Source organism: Rhizobium cerradonense (assembly GCF_030182455.1).
In the GTDB taxonomy this organism is placed as follows: Bacteria; Pseudomonadota; Alphaproteobacteria; order Rhizobiales; family Rhizobiaceae; genus Rhizobium.
This window is the reverse complement of record NZ_JAQJCK010000013.1, coordinates 23419-41697: the sequence shown is the minus strand read 5'-3', so window position 1 is coordinate 41697 and position 18279 is coordinate 23419. Positions and strand designations below refer to the sequence as shown.

The following is an 18279-nucleotide window of genomic DNA, read 5'->3' as shown; positions in this document are numbered from 1 at the left end:
CTTTTTCATCCGATCTGCCTTTTCTTGCCGCCTTGCTGATATCGCATGGGCATAAGAGGCGCGAGGCGGGATTAGATTATGGTATCGGAAGCACCGCCGTTCTGGTGGCGGAAGCCGGATTGGCGCGCTTGGGGGCTTTCGCCCTTTTCCTTTGTATACGGCCGCATCGCCGGCTATCGCATGGCGCATGGTCGCCGCGCTTCCGTACCCGTACCCGTCATCTGCGTTGGCAATTTCACGGTGGGCGGCGCCGGCAAGACGCCGACAGCGCTGGCGATAGCCCGTGCCGCCAAGGCAAAGGGATTGAAGCCGGGCTTCCTCAGCCGTGGTTATGGCGGCTCGCTGGATGTCACGACGGTGGTCGATCCAGACCACCATCACGCCACCGCGGTCGGCGACGAGCCGCTGCTGCTTGCCCGTGAGGCATTGACGGTGATCTCCCGCCGCCGTTCGGACGGGGCGGAGCGGCTGGTGCGCGAAGGCGCCGATCTCATCATCATGGACGACGGTTTCCAGAGCGCGCAACTTGCCATCGACTATGCTCTGGTCGTCATCGACGCCACAAGAGGCATCGGCAATGGCCATCTCGTTCCCGGTGGGCCGGTGCGTGCGCCGTTGAGGACACAGTTGCGCTATGCCTCGGCGCTGCTGAAAGTCGGCCAAGGCAATGCCGCCGACCGGCTCGTGCGCATGGCGGCGAGGGCTGGAAAGCCGTTTTTCGCGGCATCGGTCAAGGTGCGCGGCCAGGAGGATCTGAGCGGGCGCAATGTCCTCGCCTTTGCCGGCATTGCCGACCCCACCAAGTTTTTCCGCACGGTCGAGTCGCTGGGGGGCAGCATCGCCGTTAGTCGCACCTTCGGCGATCATGAACATCTGGGCGAAGACGAGATAGCCGATATTCTCGATATCGCCGCCCGGGAAGGCCTGGAGATCGTCACCACCTCCAAGGATTATGTCCGCCTGATCGGCCATCACGGCCGGGCCGACGAGCTGTTACAGGCGAGCCGTGTCATCGAGATCGACATGGTCTTCGACGATCGCCGCGCGCCGGCTTTGATCATCGACCGCGCGATCGCAGCCGCCCGCGAACGGCGGTTACGGGAAGGACGGAAACTGAAATAGCGATCGTAGCGATCAGCGCTTCTGGTTCGGAAGCGCGCCAGCGCGCTTTTCGGCTTCCAGCGAAGATATCACGTCGGCATAGGGTTCCTGCCGGGCGACGCTCCAGTAGCGCAGCTCATCGAGCGCGATGTGCTTGCCGGTCATGGCGCAGACGACATAGGAGCCGGGCATGAGGATTTGGAAGTCGCCGTCGAGATAGCGAATCTTCGCCTCGCGGTTTCCATGTCCCTCAAAAAGATTCATCTGATGCCGTCCCCGATCTCTGTCATCTGTTTGCCATACCCCGGCAGGCTGGACTTTTCCAGCTCTTTCGATCGTATCTGCTCTCAGCTTCGTCCGAACAACCGTTCGATGTCCGAGAGCTTCAACTCTATATAGGTCGGCCGGCCGTGATTGCACTGCCCCGAGCCGGGCGTTGCCTCCATTTGACGGAGCAGCGCGTTCATTTCCTCCGGCCTCAGCCTTCGGCCGGAGCGCACCGAACCGTGGCAGGCCATGGTGGCGGCGACATATTCCAGCTTGGCGGCAAGGCCCGAGGCGGTCTCCCACTCGGCAATCTCATCAGCCAACTGTCGGATCAGCCCTTGAGCATCCACCTCGCCGAGCATCGCCGGCGTCTCACGCACCGCAATGGCTCCGGGACCAAACCGCTCTATGGCAAGGCCAAGTTCGCCAAGCTCGTCGGCAAACACCATCAGCCGGTCGCAATCCTCTTCCGGCAGATCGACGATCTCCGGGATCAGCAAGACCTGCGAAGACAGCCGCTTGGAATGCAGCGCTTTGCGCATTTCCTCGAACACCAGCCGCTCATGCGCTGCATGCTGGTCGACAATGACGAGGCCGTCGTCGGTCTGGGCGACGATGTAGTTCTCATGCAATTGCGCCCGGGCCGCACCGAGGGGGAACCGAGCCGGCTCCTCCGCCCGTGCAGGCTCGATGGGTGCGGCGGTTTCGGCGCGTGCGGTCGGCATGGCGAGGCCATCGAAGGCGGTCTGAGGTCGCTCGCCGAATCCATGTCCGTTCGTTGCCGCGGGCTGATAGGGCCGCGAAGGCGAAGCCTCTGGCGTCCATGGTGCTGATGGTGTCGACGCCCGCCATGCGGGCTGGAAGCCTGAACGACCGGGGCTGAAGGCTCGAAGCATGCCGTCGGCGCCCGTCGTTGCGGCCCGATCGCCTTCACGCGCCAAAGCCTCGCGGATGGCGCCGACGATCAGGCCGCGCACCAGGCCCGGATCGCGGAAGCGGACATCGGATTTCGCCGGATGCACGTTGACGTCGACCAGAGCCGGGTCGAGCCTGATGGAAAGAACGGCGACGGGATAGCGCCCGGAAGGTATTGTCTCGGCATAGGCGCCGCGGATCGCTGACAGGATCAGCTTGTCCTGCACCGGCCTGCCGTTGACGAAGGCATATTGATGCGCCGAGTTGCCGCGATTGAAGGTTGGCACGCCGATAAAGCCGGTCAAGCTCACATCTTCGCGCAGGGCGTCGAGCTCGATGGCGTTGTCCTTGAACTCGTGACCGAGCACCTGCGCCATGCGGGCGAGGTGATCGTCGCCGGTGGCCGGAAATTCCAGTGTCGAACGGTCGCTGCCGGAGAGCACGAAACGCACCTGCGGAAAGGCGATCGCCATACGTTTGGCGACTTCGCTGATCGCGGCAGCCTCGGCCTTCTCCGTCTTCAGGAATTTCAACCGCGCCGGCGTTGCGAAAAACAGGTCGCGCACCTCGACGATCGTGCCGGGATTGGCCGCTACCGGACGCAGGTGCAGGACCCTGCCGCCGGCGACCGCAATCTCGGCGCCGCCATCGCTGCCGGGCTTCCGGCTGGCGATCGATAACTTCGCCACCGAGCCGATAGAGGGCAGGGCCTCGCCGCGGAAACCGAGCGTGCGGATATCCTCCAGCGTGTCCGATATCTTCGAGGTGCAGTGCCGCCTGACTGCCAGCTCCAGATCCGCCTGCTCCATGCCGGCGCCGTTGTCGCTGACCCGCAACAGCGCTTTGCCGCCGCCGGCGGTCGCAATCTCAATTCGTGTCGCGCCGGCGTCCAAAGCATTCTCGATCAGTTCCTTGGCAGCACTCGCCGGTCGCTCGATGACTTCGCCGGCGGCGATCTGGTTGATCAGGGTTTCGGAGAGTTGCTTGATGGCCATATCTGCATTTTCGTGGATTCGTGACCGGGTGGAAAGAGAAAACGCAGCCTGCCTTTCGTCATCCACCCGATTCAGCAGGACTTTGTTTAGAAATTTAATCAAAGCTTAAGGGAATGATGACAGGTTGCATTCACAAAACTTGAAATGATTGCAGGTGGCGCGCTCGGCGTACGTCTCGGCTTTTGGCGGCAGGCAGGCGGCCGTCATGTACAGGAGCCGGCTTCCGCCTGTTTCAAGTGTTCAGGCCAGCATGATATTTCCATAAATTTACCGCGAGAGCTGTCGCCGCTCTCAAGCCCCGTGTGCCGCAGCACCGGATAGATGTAGGAATCGGACGAATGACTGCCGAGATTGACAAGGCAGCTTTTGCAGCAATGACCGAAGATGTGCCGTCTGATGGCAATCTGCAGGCGGCGCTGTTCGATGCCGTCTGCGATGGGCTCTCCAGTGCCTTCCTTATCTATGACAAGAACGATCTGCTGCTGTTCGCCAGCCGCCAGGTCCTGAATTTCTATCCGATTCCGCCGCAATTTCTGCAGCCGTCGACACGGCTCCGCGATTTTCTCGGCGCTGTGTTCGACAGCGGCGTCCGGCATCACGATGTTCGTACGAAATCGGCATCAACACGCGACGATTGGATCTCGCAGCGGATTGCCTCGCATTGGCGCGAGCGTTTTGAGACGACGGAACATTTCGGCGCGGATCGTTGGGTCCGCTTCGTCAAGCGCCGGCTGCCGTCGGGTCTCGGCGTCTGCATCCTCTCGGATATTTCGGAGGTGAAGAAGCGGGAGGAGCAATGGCGCCTCGACATGGAGCGCGTGCAACTCACCGAGGATATTCTCGATAACCTGCCGTTTCCACTCTTCGTCAAAGACCGCAACATGGCATACGTCGCGGTCAACAAGGCGTTCTGCGATAAATACCAGACTTCGGCGGATGAAGTGCTGGGCCGCAAGGGTATCGATCTCTTCCCCACGGATATTGCCAACCGCTTCGAGGAGAACGACCGGCATGTCATTGACACCGGCGAAATATCGATCTCGCGCCAGCGGCAGGTCGCTCGCGATGGCATAGAGCGCGATGTGGTCACCAGGAAACAGCGTATCGGTAAGCCCGGCCGCTATTTCCTGGTCGCCACCATCCAGGACCTGCCGAAAGACGGCGCGGATTTCGACGAATTCGCTCTTGTCTCGGAGATCAAGGAAAACAGCAATCGGTCCTATCGGCGCGCCTACGTCCCGATGGCAGCACTTCAGACCGCCTCGCGTCGTGCACCGACAATGGAGACCTTCGTTCCCGAGAATTTCTCCGGCAGGAAAATTCTCGTGGTCACCAGCGATGTTGCCGCGGAATCGGCGGCGTTGAAGATGCTCGCCAAATACGGCTTCGAGGCATGTTCGGTCCACAATGAAAGCGAGGAGGCGGCATTTCTGGATGTCGCAAGCTCACTCGGCATAAAGATCGATCTTGTCATCATCGACAACCAGCTTGGAAACCGTGGCCTGGAATTGGCCGAGCGGCAGAATGTGCCGGCTCTGTCGCTGGACGGCTCGCAGCTTGCCACCGAACTCACCTTCCTGATCGCACGGCACTTCAACCGCAATATCCTCGGCAAGCCGGGCGAACCCCTCGAAGGCAGCGCGGAGGATTGGCAGATCGCGACCGGCGGTGAGGATCGCGGCTTCCAGATCCTAGTTGCCGAAGACAATGATATCAATCAGATCGTCTTCTCGCAGATCCTGGAAGGGCTCGGTTATCGCTATATGATCGCCACCAGCGGCGACGAGGCGGTGCGGCTGTGGAGCGAATACCGCCCGCAACTGATCCTGATGGATATTTCCCTGCCGGGCCTCAACGGCTTCGAAGCAGCAAGACTGATCCGCCGCACGGAGAAAGGGGGCGGATCGCACACCCCGATCATCGGCGTGCTCACCCAGGCTTTCGAGCGTGACCGCAACCAATGCTTCGATGCCGGTATGGACGATATCATCATGAAGCCTGTCAGCCCGGATATTCTTGAGACTGTGTTTCAGAAATACATGCGCGGCAGCCGCAAAGCTCAAATCAAATAAATTTCATACTTGTATAACTTCTAATGAATAGATTTTCCTCCCATCGAATGACTGTCGTCCCGCCATCCTTTGTTAAGACTTCGCCGTCATTCTCTTTCACGGGTGGAGGAAGGTGTCGGGACTGAATATGAAATCGGCTGAAATACCGCTTGCGCCAGTCAGTCACAATGAATTGCAGGCGATGGCCTATACCGATCCGCTGACCGGCTTGGGGAACCGCTATCGCATGCGCGACCGCGCGCGCGTGCTTTCCGCCGAGCGCGCGAGCGATCCTGCACCCTTCACCATCGGTATCGCCAATCTCGATTCCTTCAAGCCAATCAATGACCTCTTCGGCGTCGAAGCCGGCGACGAGATCCTTTGCCAGGTCGCACACCGCCTGAAGGCCTGCATTCCCGACGGCGCCACCGTCACCCGCCATGACGGTGACGAATTTGCCTTCGTGCTGCCGCTCGTCTTTGAGCGCGTCGGTGCGGAAAAGTTCGGGCAGATGATCCGCGAAGTGCTGTCGGCGCCCTATGATCTCGGCGACCGCAACGTCCGCCTTTCCGCCTCCTTCGGCTTCGCCATCTATCCCTTCGCCGGCGAGGAATTCGAAGATCTGCTGAAAAGCGCCGAGACGGCGCTTTATCGTTCCAAGCGGCGCGGGCGTGGCCAGATCACCGTCTATTCCAAGGAAATCGACCAGGAGATGAAGCGTGCGACGCAGCTTGAACAGGCGCTGCGCAATGCCATCATTTCCAATGCCATCGACGTGCATTTCCAGCCGATCGTCTCGCTCACCAGCAATGCGATCGTCGGTTTCGAAGCGTTGGCGCGCTGGAACGACGCCGATCTCGGCTTCGTCTCGCCCGCGGTCTTCGTGCCGCTCGCCGAGGAGCGCGGTTTCATCGATGCGCTCTCCGAGACCTTGCTGCGAAAGGCGGCGGAGGCCGCGCTCTCGTGGCCGCGCGAGCTTTTCCTCTCTTTCAATCTCTCATCCGTGCAATTGATGGATCCCGGCACGAGCAGCAGCATTCTCGCCATTCTCGGCCGCGTCGGCTTCGATCCGCATCGCCTGGAACTGGAAATCACCGAGACGGCGGTTATGAGTTCCGCCGACACGGCAAACCGCATCATCGCCGATCTCAGAGCGGCCGGCGTGCGCATCTCGCTGGATGATTTCGGCACCGGCCAATCCAGCCTCGGCCGCCTGCGCGATTTCATCTTCGACAAGGTGAAGATCGATCGCGCCTTCGTCTCGCGCATCAATTCCGACCGGGCCTCCGAACACATCATCAAGGCGATCCTTGCGATGTGCGAAGGGCTTGATCTGCAGGTGGTTGCCGAGGGGATCGAGGAGTATGCCGAGGCGGCGAAGCTTCGGTCGCTCGGTTGCGCCATGGGGCAGGGCTATTACTACGGCAAACCCGCCGACAGTCTCGCGACGCTGCGATATCTCCACGAGAACGACTATGAACTTGCCGGTGAGCGCGAACACGTCTGAACGTGACCGCCGCGACGGATACGAAAACGGCGGCCTGTAAAGACCGCCGTTTTTTTAAGGTTGCTCGATAAGCTTCGTTATTTGTTGGTCGTCGACGAGGTCGTCGTGGTGTCCGTTCCAGGCACCGCGGCCGTTGCCGGGGTCTTTGCGGCCTTCTCAGAAGCCTGCATAGCAAGCGTCTTGAACTCAGGCGCGGCCTTCAGCGAGTCAGCCGTTTCCGTGGTCGTCAGCTTCATGCTGCCGTCCTGGGCGTTCTGCGTCGCGGTGATCTTGTCGAAGGGAACGGCTACATTCTTCTGGCCGAGGCCAAGGAAACCGCCCACGCCAACGATCGCAGCGACAACACCGCCCTGCTTCTGCAGGATAAGGTCGTCGATGCTACCGATGCTTTTATTCTCACCGTTATAGACCGATTGGCCTATATAGGTCTTGGCACTCATCTGATCGGCCGACTGCTCGGTCAGATATCCGGCCTGAGCCGTATTTGTCGTTGGTGCCGGGGCCGGGGCCTTAGCTTCGTTTTCCGGCGTCTTGACAGCCGGCTTGGTGGTGTCAGGCGTTGCCGGAGCGGTCTTCGTCATCGGCGCAGTATTATTGTCGGTTGACGGCTGCTGTTGAGCGAAAGCCATCGGCGAAAGAACCGATGCTGTGGCAAAGATTGCGCCAACAGCAGCGGAAGTGAACAATTTGCCGGTCATCGTGAACCTACCTTCCATTCTGATGGGCATGTTCACCAGCCCGGGCGGCGCCACTCCTTTGGCTGACCATCACCGTGCCGGTTCGTTAAGGAAAATGGTCGAACGAGGGTTTAGTTCCGGCAAGAGTTGCGGGAAACGGCTGCATATCGCCTTTGGTCGGGCCAAAATAACGCGAAAAATTAAGGGAGGAGACGCCGCCTTGTGCAACCGAAGCCATTGATCCTGCAGATCGGTTACAGCGACGAACGGGCGGCATTCAACGCAGGACGACGGCGTGATTCCAAGCAGGCCGGCAGAGTTTTGCCGGCCGCATTATCTCCCTCGGAGCGGGAAGAAAATAAAATACAATCAGATCTTGTAGACCGGATCGAAGACGCCCTTGACCGTGGGGCCAAGTTCGAGAAGCGCACCGGCTTGCGGCTGCATCGAGCGGGCGTCTTCGTCGAGACCTTCCCAAGCCGTGGTCACGGCGAGGCGATCACCGTTCTGACCGATGAAGGCCGGGCAGGAGGGCTGCATGGCAGGCACACGGTAGCGCTCGATGCGCAAGCCGTCGGGGCTGTAGCGATCGACGAAACCGGAGCCCCAGCGGGCGTTCCAGATATAGCCGTCGGCATCGCAGACGGAGCCGTCGAGACCGCCTGGGTCGTCCATGCTGTCGACCATGACGATCGGTTCGCCGACCGGAAGTCCGGTCTGCGGATCGACCAGCACCCGCATCAACTGGCTGAGGCGGGTATCGGTGAAATAGCCGATCGTGCCGTCGGGTGAAAAGCAGATGGAGTTCGGAATGCTAAGCTGATCGAAGATCTTCGTCACCTTGCCGCCAGCGACGTGATAGATCGCGCCGGCCTGCAATTCGGCGCGCTTGCCCATCGTGCTGATCCATAACGAACCGGAGATATGCGTGCGCCCGTCATTGGAGCGGTTCTCCGGCTTGTCCGCCTCTATCGCAGCATAAAAGGTCAATTCTCCGGATTTGATATCGCGAAGAAACAACCCCTCTTCGGTGGCGATCAATTGCCGTTCTGCATCGACGCGGGCGAGCACGCTCGCCATCATCGGCAGAGGGTGAACTTCCTTCTTGCCCGACGACAAATGCAGTTCATGCAGCTCCTTGCCGAGGATATTGAACCACCAGACCGTATCCGTATCGGGATCATAGGTGGGCCCTTCGCCCAGGACAGATGCGGTGTTGCAGAGAATATTGCCCTGGAAATCATGAATGTCGGTCATATGGTCAGGCTCCTACGGCAGCATCATAGGCGTAAATGGTCACCTTGGCGCGTTCGGCAACCTCTGCTGTCGTCATTCCCGGCTTGTAAAGGCTGGTGCCGAGACCGAAAGCCAGGATGCCGGCTTTGGTGTAATCGGCGAAATTCTTGTCCGAAACGCCGCCGACCGCCGCGATGACGAGTTCGGGCGGCAAGACGGCGCGGATGGCGGTGATACCAGAGGCGCCAAGCACGCCGGCCGGGAAAAATTTAAGCCCCGTCGCACCGGCGCGCGCGGCCGAAAGCGCTTCCGTCGCGGTGAACACGCCCGGCATTGTCACCATGCCCTTGTCGCGGGCGCGGCTGATGACGGCGGGCTCGACATTCGGCGTCACAAGCAGCTTGCCGCCGGCGGCATCCAGCCGATCGACATCTTCAACGGTCAGCACCGTGCCGGCGCCGATCAGGCAGTCGGCGGGCGCCATTTTGGCGGCGATCTCGATGGAGCGGAAGGGTTCCGGCGAGTTCAGCGGGATTTCGATCGCCGTCAAACCGGCGTCGATCAGTGCGCCGACAATGTCAGCCGTCTCCTCGGGCTTGATGCCGCGGAGAATGGCGATGAGCGGGCGCTTCATGGCAGGGAAGGGGATGCGGGTCGTCATCAGCTTTTTCTTTCATCATTCGGCCAGATCGCCTTCGCGGCGGCGGAGAGTCCGCGGCGGACGGCGGCATCGGCATCAACAGTCGTATAGGTGAGGGAGAGGATCCGGAATGCGTCTTCATAAAGCGCCTGCAGGCGTCCGGAGGCGACCAGAGTGATCGCGGCCCCTTGCCCAGCAGACGACAAAGCGCCGGCGATTTCGGCGCCGATCAGCGTGCCCGAGATCAACGCTTGCGACCCGGCCGCCGTCAGGCCATGCAGAAGCTGGCCGGCGCGGGCGGTAAACAAAAGGTTCGTGGCGAGGGCCGGCTTGTCGAAGGCAGCTTTGATGGCGGAGGCGAAGGCGGCGCTGTCCGCGGGCATGTCGGTCGCACCGGCAACGGCGTGGGACAGGATGCTGTGTTTGGTGATGACGTCGAAGAGCTCGCCGGTCATGAAGGTCGAAAAACCGGTGACTTGGCCGTCGGCGACACGCACCCATTTCGAATGTGTGCCGGGCATGCAGGCGACTTGCTCGCCCTTGACGTCGGCAGCGATCGCGCCGAGCAATTGAGTCTCTTCGCCGCGCATGACGTCGGGCGCTTGCCTGTCGCGTTGCGCAAGGCCCGGCAGAATGCGGACGTCGCGCGATTGACCGGGTACGGAGACGGCGCCGGTCAGGATGGCGGAGAGTGATGTCGGCGTATCGATATAGCCGGCTTCCACCCAGCCCTGGCGCGCTCCGGCCATGCCGCAGACGATGACCGGAAGGTCTTCCGGCGCCGCAAGGGCATCGAGATGCGACTGCAGCACCTTGGCAAAGCCCGTCTGAGCCGCCGAAGTCATGCCTTCGCCGCTGCGGCGCTCGCCGAGAATGCTGTCATCTTCGCCGATCAGCCACAGCCGGAAACTGCTGGTGCCCCAATCGACTGCTATGTATGCGGGCCGCGCCATTTAAAAATTCCTCTGATTTTTCAATCGAAATACCCCTGGTTTTTCACTAGAGAATACCTCCGTCGACAATGATGGTCTGTGCGGTGATGCTGCCCGAGCAGTTGGATGCAAGAAAAAGCGTCGGGCCGACCAGATCGGCGGCCTTGAGAACATGCTTGAGGCATTGGCGCTCGACCGTTTTGGCGATGCCTTCTTCCGTCAGCCAAAGCTCCATCTGCCGTTCGGTGACGACCATGCCCGGCAAAACGGCGTTGACGCGGATGTTTTCCGGTCCAAAGCGGCCGGCAAGGCTCTTGGTCAGGCCGATGACACCTGCCTTTGCGGTCGCGTACGCGGAAAGAAGCGGCGGATTCATCTTGAAGACGATCGACGAGAAATTGATGATCGCCCCGCCACCGGCCGCGCGCATGCCCGGCGCTGCCGCCTGCGAGACGAAGAAAACCTGCTTGAGGTTGATCGCCTGGTTGTTGTCCCAATATTCCTCGGTCGTGGTGTCGATCTCGTGCCGGTCGTCCCAGGCAGCATTGTTGACGAGGACGCGAATGGCGCCGAGATCGGATTCGACGGCGGCGACCGTACTCTTGATGGCGCCGACGTCGCGCAGATCGGCATGATAGAAGGAGACGGGATGGGCCGATTGCACCGAAAGCCGGTCGGCAAGCGCCTTGCTCGGCTCCTCGGCTATGTCGATGAAGGCGACCTTGGCGCCCTGTTGCGCAAAACCTTCGACGAGTGCAGCGCCGATGCCGGAACCGCCGCCGGTGATGAGAACGGTGCGATCCCTAAGATCGGGAAATTGTGCCTGTGCCTCGGTCAAGTTCTTTCCCTCCCGGAATTGAAAAATGCCGTTTGTTCCATTATTTGGAACTTAATTTGACTATGTGGAATTATCCGATTACCCTGCGGTCGTGTCAAGGACGTGAGGGTACATCAATGGTGGGCGAGGCAGTCATGAATTCGAGACAGGGCGAGATGGGGGAAATCCGTCGCGGCCGGGAGACCGGCACGCTCGGCAAACTGATGGCGCTCATCGATCTCGTGGCGCTGGCCGATCGTCCAATGCGTTTCACCGACATCCTGTCTCTCTCCGATCAGCCGCGCGGTACGCTGCATAGGCAATTGTCTCACCTCGTCGAAGAAGGGCTGCTGGAGACCGATCGCGACGGATGCTATCTGCCCGGCATCAGGCTCCTGAGCCTGGCCTCGCGCAGTTGGGCGCGCAATGAATTTCGGACTGTCGCCGAACCGCATCTACGTCTGCTGCAGGCGCAGACCGGGGAAACGGTGCATCTCGGCGTCTTGCGCGGCACCGAAGTCATCTATCTCGACAAGGTCGAAGGCCGGCAGTCCGTGCGGATGTATTCGCAGATCGGCAATGCCTCGCCGGCTTATTGCACCGGCGTCGGCAAGGCGGCTTTGTCCGCGCTCGACGATGTCAGCTTCGAAGAACGGGTCGCCGGGCTCGAGTTTCACGCTTACACCGAGCATACCCATCGCAGCGTGGCAGATCTCCGGGCCGATATCGATGCCATCAGGAGGTGCGGTTGTGCTTTTGATCGAGAAGAGCACGAGAGCGGCATATGCTGCGTCGCCGCCCCGATTCACTCGGACGATTATGAAATGCTGGCTGGCGTCTCGGTGACCGGTCCGGCCTACCGCGTTACGCCGGAAAAATTGCAGGAATGGGCGCCCTTGGTAAAAGCAGCGGCGGCCGCGATCATGCAGGACATGCACAGTCGGCTCGGTCCAAGACGCTAAAAGCGCCTGTTTTTCTCGGCTGTCATGTGAAATTCACCAATTTGGCCTTTCGTGCGCTGGACCTTGGCCAACTTACACGTTTATTCTGAGAAGCTTGTGAGAATCGCGGACCAACTGCCGTTCTCCCTGGTACCTGCTGCTATGCCCGGAGGAGAATGGCGGCCCGATCACCCGGCGCCGTAGTAGATGGTGTCGCAGCAGGCGAGATTTTAAAAAATTATATTGATCAAACGCCGGTTTGTCGGCGTTCATGTGGTGACCCGGAGGCCTGGAGGCGGCGTTTTCGCGTTGTGCCCCTCCCTTATGTAAAGAAGACTAATGATGGCAGCATTGGTGCAGGCGGGAAAGCCCCCTCGGGGGGAAGATTACATTAATGAAATTAGCGGTCTGAAAACACAGTTTGATGTTTTTCGTTTCATGAAGCGGCTGACTGAAGCCTATCGCTGCCGGGCTTTCATGGTTTTGAACCTGCCGCCGGTGACATCCTTCGAACTGCAGAGCAATTCGGTCATCAACAACTGGCCTGCCGAACTCCTGGCGACCTACGACCAGGAAGGATTGATGGCGAACAGCCCTGTGCTGCGACGCCTGCGCAGCTCCACGCTGCCTTTCGTTCACGAGACAACGGTGGGCACCAATCGCGACGATAGCAGGGCGCAACTCATCGCGGCCCTGTTCGAACGCTTTCGTATGACGCGCTGCGTCTATCTGCCCACCCATGACGCATCCGGTCTTCGTGGCGCGATATCGCTCGCTGGCGACCGCGAGACATTTACCCAGGAAGAGATCAAGGATCTCAGCTATGTCGCAATCTACGTCTTCGATAGGCTCGCCGAAATCCGCAATATGGACGTGCGCGTCATCGACGCGCTGACCGACCGGGAGATCGATTGCCTGAACTGGACGGCGGCCGGCAAGACCAGCGCCGAAATCGCGGAAATCCTGAGCCTCTCCGAACATACGGTGAATCACTACCTGAACCGAGCCACCAAGAAGCTGGATACCGTCAACCGTACCCAGGCAGTCGCCAAGGCGCTGCGTGTCGGGCTGATAAAATAGACACCATCCCGGTCCGCAGCGGTCTTAGGCTGAGGTTCAGTCCAGGCAGCTGGTGCGAGCGAAATCCAGGCAATTTTCTGCGTGAATTTTGTGCGCTGCACATAAAATTTGCCGATATATCCCGCACTGACTTCAGGCTGTGACTGCGAAAACCTATAACGAACTGAAAAATAACAATTTTTCTAATTTCGCGAAACTGGCACGCTTTCTGCATTTCCATAGGAAGAGGTCCAGAGGGGACTTTGATAACAGCGCCGATAAACGCGCGCGGATCGGGCAGCCGCTGCTGATATTTTAGTCGTTGCTTCTCCCAGCGGCAGTATCGGTGGCGGCTGTTGCTTATTTGGCACGTCCGCAAAATCAACGGGGTTTAAGGAGCGATTTTTCGTGCGCTCGCCCTACTCCTTTCAAAGCTTTGCGTTATGTGCGGCCGCTGACATTTTGGTCTCCAAGGGAGCGTTGCGGCTGGTAGGGCTATAAAGCCCGGCGGACCTGCCGGCCGCAACGGCAGTATTGCGTCGATATTCCCTTTAATTTCGTTTGGCGAAGTTCTCTCACTCCACTATTTAAGCCTCAAGAGATCCGGAGCGTTTGCTGCGTGGGCGCCCATGCGCCGCCATCCGGATGGAAATCGTGCAGTGAGGATGGAATGGCAGACATCACCAAGGAACAGGTTCTGGAGACGCTGAGGACCGTTCGCGGCCCGGACCTAGAGCACAATATCGTTGAGCTCGGCATGGTGTCGGACGTCTTCATCTCCGACAACAAGGTCTATTTCTCGATCACGGTTCCTGCAGAGCGTGCCAAGGAACTGGAACCGATGCGACTTGCGGCCGAGCGTGTGATCAAGGAATTGCCCGGCGTCAAAGGCGCCCTAGTCGCGCTGACCGCGGACAAGAAGGCCAATGCCGCTGGTGCGCCTCCGGCACGCCCGGCTCCCGCTCAGCCGCATGCCCATTCCCACGCCCATGCGCCGCAGCAACCGCCTCGCGCCGGCAAGATCGGCGTGCCCGGCATTGGCGCCATCATTGCGGTCGCCTCTGGCAAGGGCGGCGTCGGCAAGTCGACGACGGCCGTCAACCTCGCGCTCGGTCTGCTCGCCAATGGTCTGCGCGTCGGTATTCTGGATGCCGATATCTACGGCCCCTCCATGCCGCGCCTGTTGAAGATTTCCGGCCGGCCGACCCAGATCGACGGCCGCATCATCAACCCCATGGAGAATTACGGCCTCAAGGTCATGTCCATGGGCTTCCTCGTCGAAGAAGAGACGGCGATGATCTGGCGCGGGCCGATGGTACAGTCGGCGCTGCTGCAGATGCTGCGAGAAGTCGCCTGGGGCGAGCTTGACGTTCTCGTCGTCGATATGCCGCCGGGTACCGGCGACGCGCAGCTTACCATGGCGCAGCAGGTGCCGCTCGCCGGCGCCATCATCGTTTCGACACCGCAGGATCTGGCGCTGATCGACGCGCGCAAGGGCCTCAACATGTTCCGGAAGGTGGAAGTACCCGTTCTCGGCATTGTCGAGAACATGAGCTATTTCATCGCTCCGGACACCGGCACCCGTTATGATATCTTCGGTCATGGTGGGGCGCGCAAGGAGGCGGAGCGCATCGGTGTACCCTTCCTCGGCGAAGTGCCGCTGACCATGGGCATCCGCGAGACGTCCGATGCCGGCACGCCGCTGGTTGCTTCCGACCCCAATGGCACGATCGCCGGCATCTATCGCGATATCGCCGCCAAAGTCTGGGCGCAGGTCAGCAGTACGCCTCAGCGCGCAGCACCCTCCATCGTCTTCGAATAATTCACAATGGCGTGACCTGTGCGGCGATCGGCACGATTGCCTTGGCCGCGCCGTGTGCTATGACTTCGCGGGATCGTGAATCTGCGGTGAAAGCGCGCATTAGAGGGGTTGTGACTTGATTCTTTGCGAGCTTTGCTGCATATGCGCCGCCGGTGAGAATTTGGTCGGCCATATCCGATGACGGCCATCTGCCAAATGGTGACTTCGTCTCGCCTGAGCAATCGGCTTTGTCATGACGGACGAAGGATTGGTACAGCAGCGCAATGGAGCATGGACACGCATTCCCGGCCGGACCGGCGGGATACGGCCGGAGTTTTATGAATTTTTTTCAAGGGCCATCGGCAAAATTGCGGCGAGAGCGCACAAGGCGCCGTGGTTATAGCTTTGCCTGTGTGCCGAGGACGATCCGTTGATCACGGCCTATTGCTCCGATTGCAAGTCCTTCGAATTGGCAGATCTTTCGACCGTTGCCCAATTGCCGGACAACGCCATCTGGATCGATATGGTCGAACCGTCGCGTGAAGAAGAGACGAACATCGAGCGCCTGCTGGGGCTCGAGGTGCCGACGCGCGAGGATATGAAGGACATAGAGCCCTCAAGCAGGCTCTATGTCGACGATGGCGCGGTTTTCCTGACGGCTTCGCTGCTGTGGAAGGCCGATACCAACCTGCCGACGCTGACCGATGTCGCTTTCATTTTGACGGGTCATCGCCTCATCACCATCCGCTACGCGCGGCCGAAATCCTTTGCACTGTTCATTGCAGCGCTGCAGCGCATTCCGCAGGAGCGGCGCACCGGTGTCGCGCTTCTGGCGAAACTTCTGGAAACCATTGTCGACCGCACGGCCGAGGTCCTTGAACAGACGGTTTCCAGCATCGATATATTGTCAGTGCATGTGTTCGGCGACCGTGTGAAAAAAATCCGTCGTCCGTCGAACTATCTGGAAGAGAAGCTGAAAGACATTGCAGGCTATCACCGCGCGGTCAGCAAGGTGCGCGACAGCCTGAGTTCATTGTCGCGGGTTTTGACTTTCCTCCAAACCATCCCCGCCATGCAGCAGGACCGAGAGGCCAAGGAATTGTGCCGCAATGTCTCGCGGGATGTGCAATCTCTATCCGAACATGCGTCCTTCGTCGCGGGTAACATTACCTTCCTGCTGGATGCATCGCTCGGCCTGATCAATATCGAGCAGAACGCCATCATCAAGATTTTCTCGATTGCCTCCGTAGTCTTCTTGCCGCCGACGCTTGTAGCCTCGGTCTACGGCATGAACTTCGAGTTCATACCGGAGTTGCATTTTGCCTATGGGTATCCGGCATCATTGTTTTTGATGGTGGTGTCTGCCGTCGTTCCATTTTTCTTTTTTCGCTGGAAAGGCTGGCTCTGAGAGTCTAGTGATCCTGAATGTCTGACGAAACCCATCATTCTCCCGACGGGAAAATGAATCCACGCAAACTCTTCTACCTCGCCTTGGGGTCGGTTGGCGTAGTCTATGGTGATATCGGTACGAGCCCGCTTTACGCCTTTCGCGAGGCGCTGAAACCGGTAGCCGCCGATGGCCTGACGCGCGGCGAAGTCATCAGCCTCGTTTCGCTGATGTTCTGGGCGCTCACCATCATCGTCACCATCAAATATGTCCTTTTTCTGCTGCGAGCGGACAATGATGGCGAAGGCGGCACGCTGTCGCTCTTGGCGCTGCTGATGAAGACGGCGAATGGCCACACCGCCGTTCTGATGCTGTTGGGCCTGCTGGGGGCGGCGCTCTTCCTTGGCGACGCAATGATCACGCCGGCGCTGTCGGTTCTTTCGGCTGTCGAAGGTCTGAAATTGGTGACGCCAAGGCTGGCGGACTACATCGTGCCGATCTCGGTCGCGATCCTGGCGTTGCTCTTCGCGATCCAGTCGCATGGCACCGGCGCGGTCGCGCGCTTCTTCGGTCCGATCACGGCGCTCTGGTTCATCGTCATGGGCGCTGTCGGCATCATGCATATCTCGGATGATTTCGGCATTCTGGCCGCTTTGAATCCCTGGTATGCGATCAACTTCCTGATCAACGAGGGTTTTCTCGGTGTCGTCGTGCTTGGCGCGGTCTTCCTGACCGTCACCGGCGCGGAGGCACTTTACGCCGATCTAGGGCATTTCGGCCGCCGTCCGATCCAATGGGCCTGGTTTGCCCTGGTGTTTCCGTCGTTGACGCTGAATTATCTGGGGCAGGGTGCCTTGGTGCTGCGCCAGCCGCTCGCCATGTCCGACCCGTTCTTCTTGATGTATCCGCATTGGGCGATCCTGCCAGTGGTCATTCTCGCCACCCTGGCGACGATCATCGCCAGTCAGGCTGTCATCACCGGCGCCTTCTCGCTCACGCGGCAGGCCATTCACCTCGGCTTCCTGCCGCGCATGGAAATCCTCATCACCTCCGAGACCAATACTGGCCAGATTTTCCTGCCGTCGGTTAACACCGTCCTATTCTTCGGCGTCATCTTCCTGGTGTTGAGCTTCAAGACCTCGGATGCGCTGGCGACGGCCTACGGCATCTCGGTGACCGGTGCGATGGTCGTCACCTCGATCATGGCCTTCGAATTCGTGCGTGTTCGCTGGAACTGGACGCTGCCAATGGCGGTGGGCGTGCTGGCGCCGCTGCTGTTGCTGGAATTCGTCTTCCTGGGCGCCAACCTTTTGAAGATTCACGACGGCGGCTATGTTCCGGTGCTGATCGCGACCGCCTTCACAGTGATCATGTGGACCTGGCGCCGCGGTACGGCGATCCTGATGGAGAAGACGCGACATACGGATATTCCGTTGTCGTCCTTCGTCAGCTCGATCGAGCGCAAGAGCGACCACTCGCCGGCACATGTCCCGGGAACGGCGATCTTCCTCACCAGCGATCCGGAATCGGCACCGGCGGCGCTGTTGCACAATCTGAAGCACAATCACGTCCTGCACGACAAGAACGTCATCCTGACGATCCGGACCATCAACAAGCCGCGCGTCGTACAGGAGGACCGCTACTCGGTCGAGAAAGTCTCCGACCGCTTCTCGCGCGTCGAGCTGCGCTTCGGCTTCATGGAATCGCAAAATGTTTCGCAGGCGCTGGCGACCCTGCGCAAGACCGGATTGAAGTTCGATATCATGTCGACCTCCTTCTATCTCGGCCGCCGCAAGCTGGTTCCGGACGCCAAGTCGGGCATGCCGCATTGGCAGGACCGGCTCTACATCGCCCTCGCCAATGCCGCGACCGACCCCTCGGACTATTTCCGCCTGCCGGCCAACCGCGTCGTCGAATTGGGCTCGCACGTTATCATCTGACGCGGATCAGTCA

The 18279-nt window shown here is 60.0% G+C and carries 16 protein-coding genes; 9 read left to right on the top strand and 7 right to left on the bottom strand.

Annotated elements, in window-relative coordinates; all coding sequences use genetic code 11:
• Positions 1 to 78 precede the first annotated feature (78 nt).
• Positions 79 to 1122: a tetraacyldisaccharide 4'-kinase gene (lpxK, locus tag PH547_RS24290; protein WP_104822140.1), complete on the top strand. Its 1044-nt coding sequence runs from the start codon at positions 79 to 81 to the stop codon at positions 1120 to 1122.
• 12 nt (positions 1123 to 1134) lie between these two features.
• On the opposite strand, the gene PH547_RS24285 is transcribed toward lpxK, so the two are convergent.
• Entirely contained in the window at positions 1135 to 1365 is a 231-nt protein-coding gene (locus tag PH547_RS24285; protein WP_104822141.1) for a DUF2093 domain-containing protein, read from the bottom strand.
• Between the two features lie 83 nt (positions 1366 to 1448).
• Positions 1449 to 3278 (bottom strand): DNA mismatch repair endonuclease MutL, encoded by a 1830-nt coding sequence (gene mutL / locus PH547_RS24280; protein ID WP_285169620.1) that lies wholly within the window; start codon positions 3276 to 3278, stop codon positions 1449 to 1451.
• Between the two features lie 338 nt (positions 3279 to 3616).
• Here mutL and PH547_RS24275 point away from each other — a divergent pair, with 338 nt between their 5' ends.
• A complete protein-coding gene (locus tag PH547_RS24275) occupies positions 3617 to 5350 on the top strand; it encodes a response regulator (RefSeq protein ID WP_104822143.1) in 1734 nt (577 codons plus the stop codon).
• Between the two features lie 127 nt (positions 5351 to 5477).
• Complete coding sequence (locus tag PH547_RS24270) at positions 5478 to 6836, top strand: putative bifunctional diguanylate cyclase/phosphodiesterase (protein ID WP_104822144.1); 1359 nt, start codon at positions 5478 to 5480, stop codon at positions 6834 to 6836.
• 77 nt (positions 6837 to 6913) lie between these two features.
• On the opposite strand, the gene PH547_RS24265 is transcribed toward PH547_RS24270, so the two are convergent.
• Positions 6914 to 7534, bottom strand: coding sequence for a PRC-barrel domain-containing protein (locus PH547_RS24265; protein ID WP_104822145.1), 621 nt, complete (start codon positions 7532 to 7534; stop codon positions 6914 to 6916).
• Here PH547_RS24265 and PH547_RS24260 point away from each other — a divergent pair.
• A complete protein-coding gene (locus tag PH547_RS24260; RefSeq protein WP_285169665.1) occupies positions 7485 to 7754 on the top strand; it encodes a hypothetical protein in 270 nt (89 codons plus the stop codon). The genes PH547_RS24265 and PH547_RS24260 overlap by 50 nt on opposite strands.
• A 128-nt stretch (positions 7755 to 7882) precedes the next feature.
• Here PH547_RS24260 and PH547_RS24255 read toward each other — a convergent pair whose 3' ends face one another.
• Genes PH547_RS24255 through PH547_RS24240 form a run of 4 tightly spaced genes read right to left on the bottom strand, consistent with a single transcriptional unit; the run spans position 7883 to position 11159 of the window.
• Positions 7883 to 8770 carry an SMP-30/gluconolactonase/LRE family protein gene (locus PH547_RS24255; RefSeq protein ID WP_104822146.1) on the bottom strand — a complete coding sequence of 296 codons (888 nt, stop codon included), beginning with the start codon at positions 8768 to 8770 and terminating at the stop codon, positions 7883 to 7885.
• A gap of 4 nt (positions 8771 to 8774) precedes the next feature.
• Complete coding sequence (locus PH547_RS24250; protein WP_104822147.1) at positions 8775 to 9410, bottom strand: 2-dehydro-3-deoxy-6-phosphogalactonate aldolase; 636 nt, start codon at positions 9408 to 9410, stop codon at positions 8775 to 8777.
• Positions 9410 to 10342, bottom strand: a complete 933-nt coding sequence (locus tag PH547_RS24245) for a 2-dehydro-3-deoxygalactonokinase (protein ID WP_104822148.1) — start codon at positions 10340 to 10342, stop codon at positions 9410 to 9412. The genes PH547_RS24250 and PH547_RS24245 overlap by 1 nt, the downstream gene beginning before the upstream one ends.
• A 46-nt stretch (positions 10343 to 10388) precedes the next feature.
• Positions 10389 to 11159 (bottom strand): SDR family NAD(P)-dependent oxidoreductase, encoded by a 771-nt coding sequence (locus tag PH547_RS24240; RefSeq protein WP_104822149.1) that lies wholly within the window; start codon positions 11157 to 11159, stop codon positions 10389 to 10391.
• Between the two features lie 134 nt (positions 11160 to 11293).
• Here PH547_RS24240 and PH547_RS24235 point away from each other — a divergent pair, with 134 nt between their 5' ends.
• The 5 genes from PH547_RS24235 (at position 11294) to PH547_RS24215 (ending at position 18266) form a co-directional block, all read left to right on the top strand.
• On the top strand, positions 11294 to 12100 hold the full coding sequence (locus PH547_RS24235; protein WP_104824997.1) for an IclR family transcriptional regulator: 807 nt from the start codon (positions 11294 to 11296) through the stop codon (positions 12098 to 12100).
• 318 nt (positions 12101 to 12418) lie between these two features.
• Positions 12419 to 13159, top strand: coding sequence for a helix-turn-helix transcriptional regulator (locus tag PH547_RS24230; protein WP_445944977.1), 741 nt, complete (start codon positions 12419 to 12421; stop codon positions 13157 to 13159).
• A gap of 649 nt (positions 13160 to 13808) precedes the next feature.
• On the top strand, positions 13809 to 14960 hold the full coding sequence (locus PH547_RS24225) for an Mrp/NBP35 family ATP-binding protein (RefSeq protein ID WP_285169618.1): 1152 nt from the start codon (positions 13809 to 13811) through the stop codon (positions 14958 to 14960).
• A gap of 409 nt (positions 14961 to 15369) precedes the next feature.
• On the top strand, positions 15370 to 16347 hold the full coding sequence (locus PH547_RS24220) for a magnesium transporter CorA family protein (RefSeq protein WP_283049368.1): 978 nt from the start codon (positions 15370 to 15372) through the stop codon (positions 16345 to 16347).
• A 53-nt stretch (positions 16348 to 16400) separates the two neighbouring features.
• Entirely contained in the window at positions 16401 to 18266 is a 1866-nt protein-coding gene (locus PH547_RS24215) for a potassium transporter Kup (RefSeq protein WP_483315577.1), read from the top strand.
• The last annotated feature ends 13 nt before the right edge of the window (positions 18267 to 18279 follow it).

What these genes read in the sequence shown, in the direction of transcription:
- PH547_RS24215 (WP_483315577.1), top strand. Translation starts at nt 16,401, where the DNA reads ATGAATCCACGCAAACTCTTCTACCTCGCCTTGGGGTCGGTTGGCGTA.
- lpxK (WP_104822140.1), top strand. Translation starts at nt 79, where the DNA reads ATGGTATCGGAAGCACCGCCGTTCTGGTGGCGGAAGCCGGATTGGCGC.
- PH547_RS24270 (WP_104822144.1), top strand. Translation starts at nt 5,478, where the DNA reads ATGAAATCGGCTGAAATACCGCTTGCGCCAGTCAGTCACAATGAATTG.
- PH547_RS24255 (WP_104822146.1), bottom strand. Translation starts at nt 8,770, where the DNA reads ATGACCGACATTCATGATTTCCAGGGCAATATTCTCTGCAACACCGCA.
- PH547_RS24235 (WP_104824997.1), top strand. Translation starts at nt 11,294, where the DNA reads ATGAATTCGAGACAGGGCGAGATGGGGGAAATCCGTCGCGGCCGGGAG.
- PH547_RS24285 (WP_104822141.1), bottom strand. Translation starts at nt 1,365, where the DNA reads ATGAATCTTTTTGAGGGACATGGAAACCGCGAGGCGAAGATTCGCTAT.
- PH547_RS24250 (WP_104822147.1), bottom strand. Translation starts at nt 9,410, where the DNA reads ATGACGACCCGCATCCCCTTCCCTGCCATGAAGCGCCCGCTCATCGCC.
- PH547_RS24245 (WP_104822148.1), bottom strand. Translation starts at nt 10,342, where the DNA reads ATGGCGCGGCCCGCATACATAGCAGTCGATTGGGGCACCAGCAGTTTC.
- mutL (WP_285169620.1), bottom strand. Translation starts at nt 3,278, where the DNA reads ATGGCCATCAAGCAACTCTCCGAAACCCTGATCAACCAGATCGCCGCC.
- PH547_RS24230 (WP_445944977.1), top strand. Translation starts at nt 12,419, where the DNA reads ATGATGGCAGCATTGGTGCAGGCGGGAAAGCCCCCTCGGGGGGAAGAT.
- PH547_RS24265 (WP_104822145.1), bottom strand. Translation starts at nt 7,534, where the DNA reads ATGACCGGCAAATTGTTCACTTCCGCTGCTGTTGGCGCAATCTTTGCC.
- PH547_RS24275 (WP_104822143.1), top strand. Translation starts at nt 3,617, where the DNA reads ATGACTGCCGAGATTGACAAGGCAGCTTTTGCAGCAATGACCGAAGAT.
- PH547_RS24225 (WP_285169618.1), top strand. Translation starts at nt 13,809, where the DNA reads ATGGCAGACATCACCAAGGAACAGGTTCTGGAGACGCTGAGGACCGTT.